Here is a 16105-nt window from a genome sequence, read left to right as displayed (position 1 = left end):
TCGCTGCACACCGGCGCGCCGCGGGCACTCCACGCGCCGCGCAGCCCGACACGGCGAACCGACGAGGACGAGGCACGCATGGCGACGATTGCGAATTCAACGAAAACGAGCCGGCCCGAGCGTGCACTGAACCGGCGTGCGGTCGCGGCCGCCGTGATCGGCAATGCGCTCGAGTGGTACGACTTCACGGTGTTCGGCTTCATGACGGTCGTGATCGCCGAGCTGTTCTTCCCGACCTCCAGCGAATACTCGTCGCTGCTGCTGACCACCGCGACGTTCGGCGTCGCGTTCTTCATGCGTCCGATCGGCGGCATCGTGTTCGGGCTGTACGCGGATCGCGCGGGCCGCAAGGCCGCGCTGTCGCTCGTGATCCTCCTGATGACGGCCGGCATCTTCCTGCTCGCGGTCGCGCCGCCGTATGCGGCGATCGGCATCGGGGGCCCGCTCCTGATCGTGCTCGGCCGTCTGCTGCAGGGCTTCTCCGCGGGCGGCGAATTCGGCAGCGCGACGGCGCTGCTGATCGAGGCCGCGCCGTTCTCGAAACGCGGCTTCTACGGCAGCTGGCAGATGGCGAGCCAGGCGGCCGCGCTGCTGATCGGCGCGCTCGTCGGCGCGGCCGTCACGCGCGGGCTGTCGCACGAAGCGCTGCGCAGCTGGGGCTGGCGCGTGCCGTTCATCCTCGGGCTCGTGATCGGCCCGATCGGTTTCTACATCCGCCGCCATCTCGCCGATTCCGAGGCGTTCCTGCATGCGCAGCAAAGCGCGCGCCGCGTGACGCTCGGCGAAGTGTTCACGCGCTACCCGCGCGAGGTGCTGTGCGGGCTCGGCTCGGTGATCGCGCTGACGGTGACGATCTACGTGCTGATCAGCTATCTGCCGACCTTCGCGGTGAAGCAGCTGAAGCTGCCGTACGCGGAATCGTTCTATGCGGTGATCGTCGGCAACCTGCTGCTGATGGTGCTGTCGCCGATCGCGGGCGCGTGGTCGGATCGCATCGGCCGAAAAGGGCTGTCGCTGTGGTCGCTCGCGCTCACGCTCGTGCTGATGTATCCGCTGTTCGCGTGGCTCGACGCGGCGCCGAGCATCGCGCGGCTGATCGCGGTGCAGGCCGTGCTGTCGGTCACGCTCGCGGGCTACTACGGGCCGTTCGGCGCGATGATCGCCGAGCTGTTCCCGGCCAACGTGCGCTCGACCGGGCTGTCGATCGCGTACAACGTCGCGGTGATGCTGTTCGGCGGCTTCGGGCAGTTCATCGTCACGTGGCTGATCAAGGTCACGGGCACGCCGCTCGCGCCGACCTACTACGTGATGGCCGGGATCGCGCTGTCGATCGTCGCGGTCGCGTTCGTGCCCGCGCGCAGTGCCGACCTCGACGCGCCGGCGTGACGACGCGGCGACGCGACAACATGACGATTTGACGACGATCACCCGATCGTTTCGCAAAACGCAATGATGTGCTGCAGAACACGGGAAAGCGGTGGGTCGATCCTTCGCGGTCGCGCCCGAATTGTTTAGTCGTCGAACGAAACTTGCGCGAAATGAACGAAATGGGCGCTCGCGCGCGTTGTCGCATTTTTTACTCCCACTAAACATCGGCAAAAACCCGGCGGGACATCTAGAAGAGTTTTTTCTCCAGCTTGTTGCCACATCGTTAGCTCAAGTAATATCCGCGTACGCCGGCCCCTGGCGGGCCGGTTCCGATCTGGAGACCTGGAGGAAACATGGAATACAACCGTCTGTTGCACACCCTGCGTGTTACCGCCATTGCAGGCGTGGCAGCGGCATCGCTCGGCGTCGCGGGCTCTGCATTCGCACAGATTCCGAACAAAACGCTCGTCTACTGCTCAGAAGGCAGCCCGGCGGGTTTCGATTCCGCGCAATTTACGACCGGCGTCGATTTCACCGCCGCCACGTTCACCGTCTACAACCGCCTCGTCGAATTCGAGCGCGGCGGCACGAAGGTCGAGCCGGGCCTCGCCGAGAAGTGGGACGTGTCGCCGGACGGCAAGGTGTACACGTTCCACCTGCGCCACGGCGTGAAGTTCCACACGACCGACTTCTTCAAGCCGACGCGTGAATTCAACGCGGACGACGTGCTGTTCTCGTTCCAGCGCATGCTCGACCCGAACCAGGCGTTCCGCAAGGCGTACCCGGTGTCGTTCCCGTATTTCACCGACATGGGCCTCGACAAGCTGATCACGAAGGTCGAGAAGGTCGATCCGTACACCGTGAAGTTCACGCTCGCCGAACCGAATGCGCCGTTCATCCAGAACATGGCGATGGAATTCGCGTCGATCCTGTCGGCCGAATACGGCGACCAGCTGATGAAGGCAGGCAAGGCCGCCGACATCAACCAGAAGCCGGTCGGTACGGGCCCGTTCATCTTCCGCAGCTACACGAAGGACGCGACGATCCGATTCGACGGCAATCCTGATTACTGGAAGAAGGGCGAAGTGAAGATCTCGAAGCTGATCTTCTCGATCACGCCGGATCCGGGCGTGCGCGTGCAGAAGATCAAGCGCAACGAATGCCAGGTGATGAGCTATCCGCGTCCGGCCGACATCGCGACGCTGAAGGCCGATTCGAACGTCGACATGCCGTCGCAGGCAGGCTTCAACCTCGGCTATCTCGCGTACAACGTCGAGCACAAGCCGGTCGACAAGCTCGAGGTGCGTCAGGCGCTCGACATGGCGATCAACAAGAAGGCGATCCTCGAGTCCGTCTATCAGGGCGCAGGCCAGGCCGCCAACGCGCCGATGCCGCCGACCCAATGGTCGTACGACAAGAACCTGAAGATGGCGCCGAACGACACCGCGAAGGCGAAGGCGCTGCTCGCGAAGGCCGGCTTCCCGAACGGTTTCGAGATCACGCTGTGGGCGATGCCGGTGCAGCGCGCGTACAACCCGAACGCCCGTCTGATGGCCGAGATGATTCAGGCCGACTGGGCGAAGATCGGCGTGAAGGCGAAGATCGTCACGTACGAGTGGGGCGAGTACATCAAGCGCGCGCACTCGGGTGAGCAGGACACGATGCTGATCGGCTGGACGGGCGACAACGGCGATCCGGACAACTGGCTCGGCACGCTGCTCGGCTGCGAAGCGATCAAGGGCAACAACTTCTCGCACTGGTGCTACAAGCCGTTCGACGAGCTGGTCCAGAAGGGCCGCACGACGACGGGCCAGGACGCGCGGACCAAGCTCTACATGCAGGCTCAGCAGATCTTCGCGCAACAGCTGCCGTTCTCGCCGATCGCGAACTCGACGGTCTACCAGCCGGTGCGCAAGACCGTGGTCGACATGCGTATCGAGCCGCTCGGCTATGCCCGCTTCGACGGTGTGAGCGTGAAGTGACGCGCCCGGCGTAAGCTGTCTACGAAGACCGAGACCGGCTAATTCATCCGGCGGCGGGAGGCCAAAAGCTTCCCGTCGCCGGTCGCACATTTCCCACAAGAAAATACGAGACGCATCATGTTCACATTCGTGTTGCGCCGCGTGGGGATGGTGATCCCGACTTTCATCGGCATCACCATCCTGGCGTTTGCGCTGATTCACCTGATACCGGGCGACCCCATCGAAGTGATGATGGGCGAGCGCGGCGTCGATCCCGCGATGCATGCGGAGGCGATGAAACGCCTCGGGCTCGACCAGCCGCTGCCCATGCAGTACATCCACTACATCGGCCGGGCGCTGCATGGCGACCTCGGCACGTCGATCATCACCAACACGAGCGTCGCGGGTGAGTTCTTCGCGCGCTTCCCGGCGACCGTCGAGCTGTCGCTGTGCGCGCTCGTGTTCGCGCTCGCGGTCGGGCTGCCGGCCGGCGTGATCGCCGCATTGCGGCGCGGCTCGGTCGTCGACCATGGCGTGATGGGCACCGCGCTCACCGGCTATTCGATGCCGATCTTCTGGTGGGGGCTGATCCTCATCATGGTGTTTTCGTCATATCTCGGCTGGACGCCCGTGTCGGGGCGCATCGCCGTCGAATACGATTTCCCGCACCCGACGGGCTTCATGCTGATCGACGCGCTGCTCGCGCCGGATGAAGGCGCGTTCAAGTCGGCGGTCAGCCACCTGATCCTGCCCGCGATCGTGCTCGGCACGATCCCGCTCGCGGTGATCGCGCGGATGACGCGCTCGTCGATGCTCGAAGTGCTGCGCGAGGATTACATCCGCACCGCCCGCGCGAAGGGGCTGTCGCCCGCGCGCGTGGTCGTCGTGCATGCGCTGCGCAATGCGCTGATCCCGGTCGTCACCGTGATCGGCCTGCAGATCGGCACGCTGCTTGCGGGCGCCGTGCTGACCGAGACGCTCTTTTCGTGGCCCGGTGTCGGCAAGTGGCTGATCGATGCGATCGGCCGCCGCGACTATCCGGTCGTCCAGGGCGGCATCCTGCTGATCGCGACGCTCGTGATCGTCGTGAACCTGGTCGTCGACCTGCTGTACGGCGTGCTGAATCCGCGCATCCGCCACACGAGGTAATCCCATGAGCAATCTGCAAAACACCCTGCCGACCGAATCCGCGCCGGCCGGCGGCCGTGCGCTCGCGCTGCGCGAGTTCTGGGCCAACTTCTCGCGCAACCGGGGCGCCGTCGGCGCCGGCATCGTCGTGATCGTGCTGATCCTGGTCGCGCTGCTCGCGCCGCTGCTCGCGCCGCACAGCCCGGTCGAGCAATACCGCGACTTCGTGAAGATCCCGCCCGCATGGCTTGAAGGCGGCAACTGGAAATTCATCCTCGGCACCGACGAAGCGGGCCGCGACATTCTTTCGCGCCTGATGTACGGCGCGCGGATGTCGTTCTGGATCGGCTTCGTGTCGGTCGTGCTCGCGCTGATCCCCGGCATCGTGCTCGGGCTCGTCGCCGCGTTCTTCCAGAAGTGGGCCGACACGCCCGTAATGCGCATCATGGACGTGCTGCTCGCGCTGCCGTCGCTGCTGCTCGCGGTCGCGGTCGTCGCGATCATCGGCCCGGGCCTCACCAACACGATGTTCGCGATCGCGATCGTCGCGCTGCCGGCCTACGTGCGCCTCACGCGCGCATCGGCGCTCGGCGAGCTGCAGAAGGAGTACGTGACGGCGTCGCGCGTGGCCGGTGCCGGCACGCTGCGCCTGATGTTCTCGCAGGTGCTGCCGAACTGTACGGCGCCACTGATCGTGCAGGCGACGCTCGGCTTCTCGTCGGCCATCCTCGACGCGGCCGCGCTCGGCTTCCTCGGCCTCGGCGTGCAACCGCCGACCGCCGAGTGGGGCGCGATGCTGGCCTCCGCGCGCGACTACATCGACAATGCGTGGTGGATCGTGACGATGCCGGGCCTGTCGATCCTGATTTCGGTGCTCGCGATCAACCTGCTCGGCGACGGGCTGCGCGACGCGCTCGATCCCAAACTGAAACGGATGGCGTGAGATGAAACAACCCCCACACTCACTTTGTTCGCTGCCCCCCGAGGGGGCGGTCGTCCTCCTTGGGGCGGCCCGGCGGAGGACGACATGAGCCAAGATCTTCTGACCATCCGCAATCTCGCGGTGAATTTCAACGGCCTGCCCGCGGTCGACCGGATCAACCTGTCGATCGCGCCGGGCGAGGTGGTGGGCGTCGTCGGCGAATCGGGCTCGGGCAAGAGCGTGACGATGATGGCGCTGATGGGCCTGATCGACGCGCCGGGCAAGGTGACGGCGGATGAAGTCACGTTCAACGGCGTCGACCTGCTGAAGGCGTCGCCGAAGGCGCGCCGCAAGATCGTCGGCAAGGACATCGCGATGGTGTTCCAGGATGCGCTGACGAGCCTGAACCCGAGCTATACGGTCGGCTACCAGATCAAGGAAGTGCTGAAGCTGCACGAGGGCTTGCGCGGCGACGCGCTGCACCGGCGCGCGCTCGAACTGCTCGACCAGGTCGGCATTCCCGATGCGAAGAACCGCATCGCGTCGTTCCCGCACCAGATGTCGGGCGGGATGAACCAGCGCGTGATGATCGCGATGGCGGTGGCGTGCAACCCGAAGCTGCTGATCGCCGACGAACCGACCACCGCGCTCGACGTGACGATCCAGGCGCAGATCATGGACCTGCTCGTGAAGCTGCAGAAGGAGCGCGGCATGGCGCTCGTGCTGATCTCGCACGACCTGGCCGTCGTGTCGGAAGTCGCGCAGCGCGTGGCGGTGATGTACGCGGGCGAGGTGATCGAGACCAACCGCGTGCCCGACATCTTCCGCGCGCCGCATCATCCGTACACCGAAGCGCTGCTCGCGGCGATTCCCGAGCACAATCAGGGGGCGCGTCGCCTTGCCGCATTGCCCGGCATGGTGCCGGGCCGCGATGATCGCCCGTCCGGGTGCCTGTTCGCGCCGCGCTGCAAGTACGTCGTCGACGATTGCCGCAAGGCGCGGCCGGCGCTCGACACGCTGGTGCCGGCCAACGATGCGATGCGCGCACGCTGCATCAAGCCGCTCAATGTTTCCAACCTCGACCTGACGGGAGGTGCACGATGAATGCAGTCAATCAAACGCCTCGCGTGTCGCACGACGAGGAAGCCGTGCTGGTGGCCGACGGCCTCGCGAAACACTATTCGGTGAAGCGCGGGATGTTCGGGCAGGGCACGGTGAAGGCACTGAACGGCGTGTCGTTCTCGCTGAAGCGCGGCAAGACGCTCGCCGTCGTCGGCGAATCGGGCTGCGGGAAGTCGACGCTCGCCCGCCAGCTGACGATGATCGAGACGCCTACCTCGGGCAGCCTGACGATCGATGGCAAGAACGTGGCCGGCGCCAGCCGCGAGACGGTTGCCGACCTGCGCCGCCGCGTGCAGATGGTGTTCCAGAACCCGTTCGCGTCGCTGAATCCGCGCAAGACCGTCGAGCAGACGCTTTCCGAGCCGCTCGAGATCAACGCGAACCTGACCGCCGCCGAACGCGCGCAGCGCATCGCGCAGATCATGCGCACGGTCGGCCTGCGCCCCGAGCACGCGAAGCGTTATCCGCACATGTTCTCGGGCGGCCAGCGCCAGCGTGTCGCGATCGCGCGCGCGATGATCCTCGATCCGCGCATCGTCGTGGCCGACGAGCCGGTGTCCGCGCTCGACGTGTCGATCCAGGCGCAGATCCTGAACCTGTTCATGGATCTGCAGGAGCAGTTCAAGACGAGCTACGTGTTCATCTCGCACAACCTGTCGGTGGTCGAGCACGTCGCGGACGACGTGATGGTGATGTACTTCGGCAGCGTCGCGGAGCTGGGCGACAAGGCGACGATCTACGCACGGCCGCGCCATCCGTACACGCGCGCGCTGATGTCGGCGACGCCGGCGATCTTCGAGGAAGACCGCCGCGTGCAGATCAAGCTGCAGGGCGAACTGCCGTCGCCGCTCAATCCGCCGTCGGGCTGCGCGTTCCATCAGCGCTGCCCGTATGCGGTCGAGCGCTGCCGGGTGGAGGAGCCGCAGCTGCGCGAGGTCGACGGCCGGCGCGTGGCCTGCCATCGGGCCGAGGAAGTCGGGGAGGAGAATGCCTGAGGTGTTGGCGGCGCGCGCGTCCGGCGTGCGCCGTGCGGGGGCAAGCAGCGCGCGCGTGATGCGCGCGTACCGCTACGCGCGGCGCTGGAGCGTGCGTACCGTCACGGGCGCGGCGCTGGCCGGCGCGTGCGTGGCGGCCAGCCTCGTGGTTCCCGTCGAATCCGCGCGCGCCGAAGGGCGCGCGCCGGCCACTTCACCGATCCATCCGTCGCAAGTCCCGCCGCCCGGCATGAGCCTGCCGGGCTTCCACGCGCCCGCCGTGTCGAACGGCACGGTTTCAAGCGGCTCCGTGCGGGTGCAGCCCGCCCGCATGCCGTTCTACGTCGCAACCAAGGGCAAGGTCACGCTCTACGTGCTCGGCACGCTGCACACCGGCGACCCGTCCGACTACCCGAGCGCGCAGCCGTTCCGGCCGCGCATCCTCGCGGCGCTCGCCGCGTCGCCCACCCTGGCGCTCGAACTGTCGCCCGACGATCTGCTCGAATCGCAGGACGACGTGTCGAAGTACGGCGTCTGCCGCTACCCGTGCCTGCAGCGCCTGCTGCCCGAGCCGCTGTGGCAGCGGCTCGCGGCGCGCCTGCGCGGCAACCCGGCGGCGCTCGTCGAGATCCGCAAGATGCGGCCGTGGCTCGCGGCGCTCGTCGTCGAGACCTACGATTCGCTGTCGGCCGGCCTGCAGACGGAATACGGCACCGAGGCGCAGCTGCAGAACGTGTTCCTGAAGAAGAAGGGCGGCCGCGTGATCGGGCTCGAGACGCTCGCCGAACAGATGCGCGCGTTCACCGGGCTGACGCTCGCCGAGCAGCGCGAGATGCTCGCGCAGGACATGGTGCAGACGCCCGCGCAGAACGCCGACGACATCAAGGCGCTGCACCGACTGTGGCGAATTGGCGACGCCGACGCGATCTCGGCATGGGCGGTCGCGAAGAGCGAACGGCTCGCGCGTTCGAAGGCGTTGTCGGACGCGATCGACAACAAGATCGTGTACGAGCGCAACCGGCGCTTCGTTGCACGGATGACGGCAATCGCCGCCCCGAACCGGCCGCTGTTCGTCGCAATCGGCGCGCTGCACTTGGGCGGCCCACGCGGCGTGCTCGAATTGTTGCGTCAACAAGGTTACAGCGTCGACGCGAACTGATCGCCGTCACCGCGCCCGAACCGATCCTCCCCTGTTTGATCGACGCCGCGCGAGCGGCTCAAACGCCTGGTTGGGCACGCGATTCGATAAGGAAAACCCTCGAATCATCAGAAAATAGCGTTTCAAACGATTGACATCCCGATCTGCCAATATCTATTCTTCGATCCACAAGTTGAAAAAATGAAAAGAATAGAAAAAGTTCTACGGGGTAGCAGAAAATAAAGCGCGGGGTTAGCGCGTTGCCGGCACGTGGTGCACGTGCCGGCCGCGGAAGTGTCTGCATGTACGGCGGGGCCAATCATCGTCGGACAACAACCAGGCATGCAGGCCGACTTGCGGGATAAGCGACGTTCCGTCGTCCCACCGGGGAAAGGCAGTAATCGGGCGGCGGCGGACGTTTTTTAATCCGGAATAGTTTTCCGGTCACCGTCGCAAGACGGTTTCGGGGGGCGAATCGACAGACGGCGAAGCCGCAGCGATTGTGCCAACGGAAAAGCGCCACGAGGGCGCTTTTTTCTTTGGTGCGACGGATCGTGCGTGCGCCGGCGCGATCGGCCGGATCAGGCGCGTTCGTCGGCCTGCAGCATGCCGGGCGCGACCACGTCGACACCCACCGCCTCGAGCGCGGCGCGAATCCGTTTCGCGAAGACCAGCGCGTGCGGCCCGTCGCCGTGCAGGCAGACGGTCTGCGCATTGAGCATCACCCATTCGCCGCCGATCGCCCGCACCTGCCGGCTGCGCACCATGTCCAGCGTGCGCGCGATCATCGTGTCCTCGTCGTCGATCAGCGCGCCGGGCTGGTTGCGCGGCACGAGCGAGCCATCGGCGCGGTAGCCGCGATCGGCGAACACTTCCTCCACCGCGGCGAGCCCCGCGTGCCGCGCGGCCGCGACGAACACGCTGTTCGCGAGCCCGAACACCGCGAGCGACGGGTCGAAATCGCGGATCGCGGACACCACCGCATCGGCGATCATCGGGTCGCGCGCGGCCTGGTTGTACAGCGCGCCGTGCGGTTTCACGTGCGCGATGCGGCCGCCCTCGGCCTGCGCGATCGCCGACAGCGCGCCGAGCTGGTACAGCACGCCCGCGTAGATGTCGCTGGCCGGCAGCTGCATTTCCTTGCGGCCGAAATTCTCCGGATCGTGAAAGCTCGGGTGCGCGCCGATCGCCACGCCTTTCTGCACGGCCCAGCGTACGCAGTCGCGCATCGCGTTCGCACCGCCCGCATGCCACCCGCATGCGATGTTCGCGGACGTCACGAGGTCGAGCAGCGCCTCGTCCGAACCGCATCCTTCGCCGAGATCGGCATTCAGATCGATTTGCATGATGTTCCTCGTCCACTGGTTGCGTGGCCCGTTTTCTCTACGACGACTGCCTTCGGTACCGCTACCGCCATTGTCACGCCGCACGCGACTCGGCGCGGCGGCGCGCTTCCTCGCGCAGGTCGATCGCCACGTCGATCTGCCGCAGATACGCACGTTCCGCGGCCAGCGCGGCGCGCGCGGCGTCGGGTGTCGTGCGCACGAAGCGGATCGGCAGGTTGAGCCGCGCCTGCGCGAGTTTCCACAGGTCCGCACGGATCACCGTGCCGATCTTCGGGTAGCCGCCGGTGGTCTGCGCGTCGTGCATCAGCACGATCGGCTGGCCGTTCGGCGGCACCTGGATCGTGCCGGGCAGCACCGCGTGCGACAGCAGCTCGGCCGGCCGCTCGCGCACGAGTTCGACACCGGCCAGCCGGTAGCCCATGCGGTTGCTGTTCGCCGTGACCAGCCATTCCTCATCCCAGAACGCCTGCTGCGAATCGGCGGCGAACGACGCGTAGTCGGGGCCCGGCAGCACGCGCACCGGCATCGCCCACGGCGCATGCGCGGGGCGGTGACGGCGCGGCGGCTCGTCGACGCGCACGAACGCGCACCACGCCGGCGCCTTGACGCCGAATTCGGGCGCGTCGGCCGCGAGGCAACCCATCCCGGCCGGAAGCACGCCGACCGGAAGGCGATCGCCGTCGCGCAGCGCGCGGCCGCCGAGGCCGCCGAAGCGCGACGCGAGATCGGTGCTGCGCGAGCCGAGCATCGGCAGCACGTCGATGCCGCCGGCGATGCACAGGTAGCCGCGCATCCCGCGTTTCGCGGCGGGCAGCACGAGCGTCTGCCCGGCCTCGACCGGCAGGCTCCACCATGAATATACGCGCTGGCCGTCGAGCGTCGCACCGAACTCGGTGCCGGTGATCGCGATGCGGGTCGCGCGCGTGAAGCGGAAAGCGGCCGGGCCGATCGTGATCTCGACGGCCGCCGCATCGGGGCGGTTGCCGACCAGCCGGTTGCCGACTTCGAGCGCGAGGCCGTCGAGCGCGCCGCCCTGTGCGACGCCGAGATGGCGCGCGCCGCGGCGCCCGAGATCCTGCACGGTGGACAGCGGGCCGGCCCGCACCACTTCGATGGTGCCCGGTACGGTGCTCTGGGTCATCGTGCGTCGACTCCGGCAATGGTGAAGCGCACGCGGTCGCCGGGCAGCAGCAGCGTCGGCTGCGGCCGCGCCGGGTCGAACAGCACGTGCGACGTACGGCCGATCAGTTGCCAGCCGCCGGGCGACGTGGCCGGGTAGATGCCCGTCTGCGCGCCGCCGATGCCGACCGAGCCGGCCGGCACCTCGAGGCGCGGCGCCGCGCGGCGCGGCATGTGCAGCGCGGCGTCGAGCCCGCCGAGATACGCGAAGCCCGGCTGGAAGCCGACGAAGAACACGACGTACGCGCCGGCCGCGTGGCGCGCGACGACTTCGTCGGCCGACAGGCCGGTATGCGCGGCGACGGCCGGCAGATCGGGGCCGGCGGCGCCGCCGTATTCGACCGGGATCTCGACCTCGCGGCCGTCCGCGTGCTCGACGTCGGCCGTCTCCCACGCGTCGCGCAGCGCCGGCGTGAGCGACTCGGCCGTCGTGGCGAGCGCGTCGAATACGATCGTCAGGTTGTTCATGCCGGGCACGACGTCGATCACGTCGGGCCACGCGCGCGCGGCCTCGGCAACGGCCCAGACGCGGCGCTGGCAATCGAGCGTGGCGGGCGGCGGCACCTCGCAGACGAGGGCGGCATCGCCGAGCGGATAAAAGCGGGGTTGCGTCATCGGACTGGCACGGTTCGGACGGCAATGTTAGCGCACATTGTCAATAAAATATCGACAACTTCCCAATAAGCGTTTTCGCCTAGCCCGTATGTCGGGGCTTCTGGCGTACACTCGGCACACCCTGTCATCCGGCTTGCTCCGCCTTTCCATGAAGCGTCCTGCGACCAAGATCGTGTCATCCGAACACCTCGTTTCCGATTCGAGCGCGGAGCTGTCGGAGCTCGAATACGGCCTCATCATGGCAGGCAATGCTTTCAATCGGTGGATGGTGCGCTGCATGTCGGCGGCCGGCGCGAAGGACATGACGGCGGTCGAGGTGTCGCTGCTGCATCACGTCAGCCATCGCGAACGCAAGAAGAAGCTCGCCGACATCTGCTTCGTGCTCAATATCGAGGATACGCACGTCGCGACCTATGCGCTGAAAAAACTGATCGCCCGCGGCTATGTGAAGAGCGAGAAGAACGGCAAGGAAGTGTTCTTTTTCGCGACCGACGCGGGCCGCGACCTGTGCCTGAAGTACCGCGAGGTGCGCGAGCACTGCCTGATCGAGACGCTGAAGGACAGCGGGCTCACCAACGAGCAGATCGGCGACGCGGCGCAGTTGCTGCGCAACGCATCGGGCCTGTACGACACGGCCGCGCGCGCGGCGGCGTCGCTGTAAACGGTTGCGCCGCGGGTGGCGCGCGGCGGTGCGCTGACGGGCGTGCGACGCCGGATGCGGCACCGCCCGCCGCCTCATCAGGCGGCCGGGTACAGCGCGCCGTCGGTCACGATCCAGTGCAGCGCGAGATCGTGCGCTTCGGCCGGCAGCGCATCGACGCGGCACGCTTCGTATGCGATGCCGACCGTCACGGGCAGCGCGCTGCCCGGCCACGCGGCGAGCGTGCGGTCGTAGTAGCCGCCGCCGTAGCCGAGCCGGTAGCGCTGCAGATCGAATCCCACACAGGGAATCAGCAACAGGTCGGGCACGACGACGATTCCCGACGCCGGTTCCGGAATCCGGTGATGACCTTCGCGCATCGGCGTGTGCGCGTCCCACGCATGGAACTCGAGCGGCGTGTGCCGTTCGTCGATCACGGGCAGTGCAGCCCGCCTGCCGGCGCCGGCCGCGCACCACGCGAGCACGGCCTCGCGCGCATCGAACTCACCCGGCAGCGGCCAGTAGAACCCGACCGTGCGCGGCGCGAGCCGGTCGAGCAGCGTGCGCAGCCGCGCGTCGAGCGCGGCGTTCGCGGCGGGTTGCGACGCGGCGTCGCGACGCGCGCCGGACAGCGTTTTGCGTAGCGCAACCTTCGGGTTCGGCACAGGGTTGCGTGCTATGCTTTCGCTCACTTCGTGCTCCATTCAAAACGATGTCGAACAGCCTTTTCCGAGTATATCGCGCGGTCGCGCTCACACTTTCGGCCGCCGCGCTCGTCGCCGGTACGGCTGCGTGCGCCGCACCGAACGACGATACGGTCGCCGGGGACGACCAGACCTTCGTGCAGCTTCGTGAAGCCGCGCGTCGCAACGACGCCGCGAAAGCCGCGCAGCTCGCGTCGATGATCCCGAACTATCCGGTGCCGTCCTACGTCGAGTATTTCCAGATCAAGCCGCAGCTGTTCGATTCGACGGGCCGCGCGCGCGTGGACGCGCCGGACGCGCCCGTGCAGTCGTTCCTGCAGCGCTACGACGGCCAGGCGATCGCCGACCGCCTGCGCAACGACTACCTGCTCGTGCTCGGCGCGCGCCACGACTGGCGCAACTTCGACGAGCAATACAAGCGCTTCGTGCTCGACGACGACACGCAGGTCAAGTGCTATGCGCTCGAATCGCGCGCGGCGCGCGGCGAGAACGTCGCCGAAGCGGCGCGTGCGCTGCTCGTCGAGCCGAAGAACTACGGCGACGCGTGCGTCGACCTGATCACCGCGCTCACGGTCAACCAGCAGTTCACGAGCGACGACGTGTGGCAGCAGGCGCGCCTCGCGTACGAGCAGAATTACACGACGCTCGGCGGCAAGATCGTCGATGCGCTCGGCCCGCGCCCGGTCGGCTTCGACCAGGCGACGAGCGCGCCGCCGCTGTACCTCGCGCGCGGCGTCGGCCCCGATGCAACCTCGCACCAGCTCGCACTGATCGCGCTCAGCCGCATGGCGCGCAACGATCCGGACGCGGCAGCCGGGATGCTGACCACGGTCGCGCCGTCGCTGACCAAGCAGGAGCAGGCGATCGCGTGGGGCGCGATCGGCTACCAGGGCGCGATCAAGCGCTCGCCGCTCGCGTCGGTCTGGTACGCGAAATCGACGAATGCGCCGCTGTCGAACCCGGGCTACGAATGGCGCACGCGCGCCGCGCTGCTCGCCGGCAACTGGCCGATGGTGCGCTGGTCGATCGAGCAGATGCCGCCGTCGCTGCGCGACGATCCGGCGTGGATCTACTGGCATGCGCGCGCGCTCAAGCAAAGCGGCGACACGCTGCAGGCGAACCAGGAATTCGAGCAGGTCGCGGGCCAGTTCAACTTCTACGGGCAGCTCGCCGGCGAAGAGCTCGGCCAGCGCACGACGATCCCGCCGCGCACGAAGGTGAGCGACGCCGAGATCGACGCGATGAGCAAGATTCCGGGCTTCGCGCTCGCGCAGCGTTTCTACGCGCTGAACCTGCGCCTCGAAGGCAACCGCGAATGGAACTGGCCGCTGCGCGGGATGACCGATCGCCAGCTGCTGGCCGCGGCCGAATACGGCAAGCGCGTCGAGCTGCTCGACCGCACGGTCAACACGGCCGACCGCACGAAGGCCGAGCACGACTTCACGCTGCGCTACCCGTCGCCGTACCGCAACATCGTCGAGCGCTATGCGCAATCGACGGGCCTCGACATCGAATGGGCGTACGGGCTGATTCGCCAGGAATCGCGCTTCATCATCAGCGCACGTTCGTCGGTGGGCGCGGGCGGCCTGATGCAGCTGATGCCGGCCACCGCGCAGATGGTCGCGAAGAAGCTCGGCATGGGCACGATCTCGCGCGCGCAGATGCACGACATCGATACCAACATCCAGCTCGGCACCTGGTATCTGGCGGACATCTACAACAACTTCGACAGCTCGCCGGTGCTCGCCACGGCCGGCTACAACGCGGGCCCGGGCCGGCCGCGCCAGTGGCGCCAGGTGTTGACGCAGCCGATCGAAGGCGCGATCTTCGCAGAAACGATTCCGTTCAACGAGACGCGCGACTACGTGAAGAACGTGCTGTCGAACACCGTCTATTACGCGGCGCTCTTCGAGGGCAAACCGCAGTCGTTGAAGAAACGTCTAGGCATGATCTCGCCCTGATACGCAATCTTCACACTGCCGCGCGAGACGCGGCAGTGTTCTTTTGAGGCTCACGACATGGATCGCCAGACCGTTGCGCTGCTGGGCGGCACCGGCTTCATCGGCAGCCGGCTCGTCAATGCGCTGATCGAATCCGGCAAGCAGGTACGGATCGGCACGCGCCGGCGCGACCACGCGCGCCATCTGCAGATGCTGCCGGTCGAAATCGTCGAGCTCGACGCGCTCGACACGCGCACGCTCGCGCGCTTCGTCGCCGGTGCGTACGCGGCGATCAACCTGGTCGGCGTGCTGCACGGCGGCCGCGGCACGCCGTACGGGCCCGGCTTCGAGCGCGCGCACGTCGCGCTGCCGGCCGCGCTCGCGACCGCCTGCACCGAGGTGGGCGTGCAGCGCGTGCTGCACATGAGCGCGCTCGGCGCCGATTCGCACGGCCCGAGCATGTACCAGCGCTCGAAGGGCGATGGCGAGGCCGCGCTGCATGCGATCGCGGCGACCGATTCGCTCGCGCTGACGATCTTCCGCCCGTCGGTCGTGTTCGGCCCCGGCGATGCGTTCCTCAACACCTTCGCGAACCTGCAGCGCTCGGTGCCCGTGCTGCCGCTCGCGATGCCCGACGCGCGCTTCCAGCCGGTGTTCGTCGGCGATGTCGTGCGCGCGTTCGTCAACACGCTTGATCTCGCGGCCGCACACGGCAAGACCTACGAACTCGGCGGCCCGACCGTCTATACGCTCGAGCAGCTGGTGCGCTATTGCGGCACGCTGGTCGGCCGCCAGGCACGCATCGTGCGGCTGCCCGACGCGCTCGCGCGGCTGCAGGCGAGCGTGTTCGAATGCCTGCCCGGCGAGCCGGTGCTCACGCGCGACAATCTCGCGACGATGTCGGTGCCGAACGTGCTGGCGGGGCCGCTCGCGCCGGAGCTCGGGATCTCGCCCGCGAGTCTCGAAAGCATCGCGCCCGCGTATCTCGGCCAGGCCGCGCAGCGCTCCCGGTTCGACTGGTTCCGCTCGCGCCGCTAGGCCGGCAGCGTCCTCCTTTTCCCCTTCTCG

Annotated in this window: 14 protein-coding genes; 10 read left to right on the top strand and 4 right to left on the bottom strand. The window is 67.5% G+C overall.

The window, feature by feature from the left end; all coding sequences use genetic code 11:
* Positions 1-78 precede the first annotated feature (78 nt).
* From LGM56_RS34600 to LGM56_RS34570, 7 genes are all read left to right on the top strand, one after another.
* Complete coding sequence (locus tag LGM56_RS34600) at positions 79-1386, top strand: MFS transporter (protein ID WP_089495809.1); 1308 nt, start codon at positions 79-81, stop codon at positions 1384-1386.
* A 335-nt stretch (positions 1387-1721) separates the two neighbouring features.
* Complete coding sequence (locus LGM56_RS34595) at positions 1722-3350, top strand: ABC transporter substrate-binding protein (protein WP_089495808.1); 1629 nt, start codon at positions 1722-1724, stop codon at positions 3348-3350.
* A 117-nt stretch (positions 3351-3467) separates the two neighbouring features.
* Complete coding sequence (locus LGM56_RS34590) at positions 3468-4478, top strand: ABC transporter permease subunit (RefSeq protein WP_089461761.1); 1011 nt, start codon at positions 3468-3470, stop codon at positions 4476-4478.
* A gap of 4 nt (positions 4479-4482) precedes the next feature.
* Positions 4483-5400: an ABC transporter permease subunit gene (locus LGM56_RS34585; protein ID WP_089441227.1), complete on the top strand. Its 918-nt coding sequence runs from the start codon at positions 4483-4485 to the stop codon at positions 5398-5400.
* Between the two features lie 84 nt (positions 5401-5484).
* Positions 5485-6483, top strand: coding sequence for an ABC transporter ATP-binding protein (locus LGM56_RS34580; RefSeq protein WP_089426533.1), 999 nt, complete (start codon positions 5485-5487; stop codon positions 6481-6483).
* A complete protein-coding gene (locus LGM56_RS34575; RefSeq protein ID WP_039354810.1) occupies positions 6480-7496 on the top strand; it encodes a peptide ABC transporter ATP-binding protein in 1017 nt (338 codons plus the stop codon). The genes LGM56_RS34580 and LGM56_RS34575 overlap by 4 nt, the downstream gene beginning before the upstream one ends.
* Positions 7489-8634, top strand: a complete 1146-nt coding sequence (locus LGM56_RS34570) for a TraB/GumN family protein (RefSeq protein WP_089495807.1) — start codon at positions 7489-7491, stop codon at positions 8632-8634. The genes LGM56_RS34575 and LGM56_RS34570 overlap by 8 nt, the downstream gene beginning before the upstream one ends.
* 560 nt (positions 8635-9194) lie before the next feature.
* On the opposite strand, the gene pxpA is transcribed toward LGM56_RS34570, so the two are convergent.
* The 3 genes from pxpA to pxpB form a co-directional block, all read right to left on the bottom strand.
* Positions 9195-9959, bottom strand: a complete 765-nt coding sequence (gene pxpA, locus LGM56_RS34565; RefSeq protein WP_011353486.1) for a 5-oxoprolinase subunit PxpA — start codon at positions 9957-9959, stop codon at positions 9195-9197.
* 73 nt (positions 9960-10032) lie between these two features.
* On the bottom strand, positions 10033-11100 hold the full coding sequence (locus LGM56_RS34560) for a biotin-dependent carboxyltransferase family protein (protein WP_089495805.1): 1068 nt from the start codon (positions 11098-11100) through the stop codon (positions 10033-10035).
* Positions 11097-11753, bottom strand: coding sequence for a 5-oxoprolinase subunit PxpB (gene pxpB / locus LGM56_RS34555; RefSeq protein ID WP_089426529.1), 657 nt, complete (start codon positions 11751-11753; stop codon positions 11097-11099). Before pxpB ends, LGM56_RS34560 begins: the two co-directional genes overlap by 4 nt.
* 148 nt (positions 11754-11901) lie before the next feature.
* On the opposite strand from pxpB, the gene LGM56_RS34550 reads away from it, so the two are divergent.
* On the top strand, positions 11902-12414 hold the full coding sequence (locus LGM56_RS34550; RefSeq protein ID WP_027788908.1) for a winged helix DNA-binding protein: 513 nt from the start codon (positions 11902-11904) through the stop codon (positions 12412-12414).
* Between the two features lie 77 nt (positions 12415-12491).
* On the opposite strand, the gene LGM56_RS34545 is transcribed toward LGM56_RS34550, so the two are convergent.
* Positions 12492-13097: a 5-formyltetrahydrofolate cyclo-ligase gene (locus LGM56_RS34545; RefSeq protein WP_089495803.1), complete on the bottom strand. Its 606-nt coding sequence runs from the start codon at positions 13095-13097 to the stop codon at positions 12492-12494.
* Positions 13098-13105: 8 nt separating this feature from the next.
* Here LGM56_RS34545 and LGM56_RS34540 point away from each other — a divergent pair, with 8 nt between their 5' ends.
* Both LGM56_RS34540 and LGM56_RS34535 read left to right on the top strand, forming a co-directional pair.
* Entirely contained in the window at positions 13106-15058 is a 1953-nt protein-coding gene (locus LGM56_RS34540; RefSeq protein WP_226208022.1) for a lytic transglycosylase domain-containing protein, read from the top strand.
* Between the two features lie 57 nt (positions 15059-15115).
* The gene (locus tag LGM56_RS34535; protein ID WP_226208021.1) at positions 15116-16075 is read left to right on the top strand and encodes a complex I NDUFA9 subunit family protein; all 960 of its coding nucleotides are present in this window, start codon (positions 15116-15118) and stop codon (positions 16073-16075) included.
* The last annotated feature ends 30 nt before the right edge of the window (positions 16076-16105 follow it).

This window comes from Burkholderia sp. AU38729, from assembly GCF_020419725.1.
In the GTDB taxonomy this organism is placed as follows: Bacteria; Pseudomonadota; Gammaproteobacteria; order Burkholderiales; family Burkholderiaceae; genus Burkholderia.
Note: the sequence above shows the minus strand (reverse complement) of the source record. Positions and strands in the feature narration are given on the sequence as shown.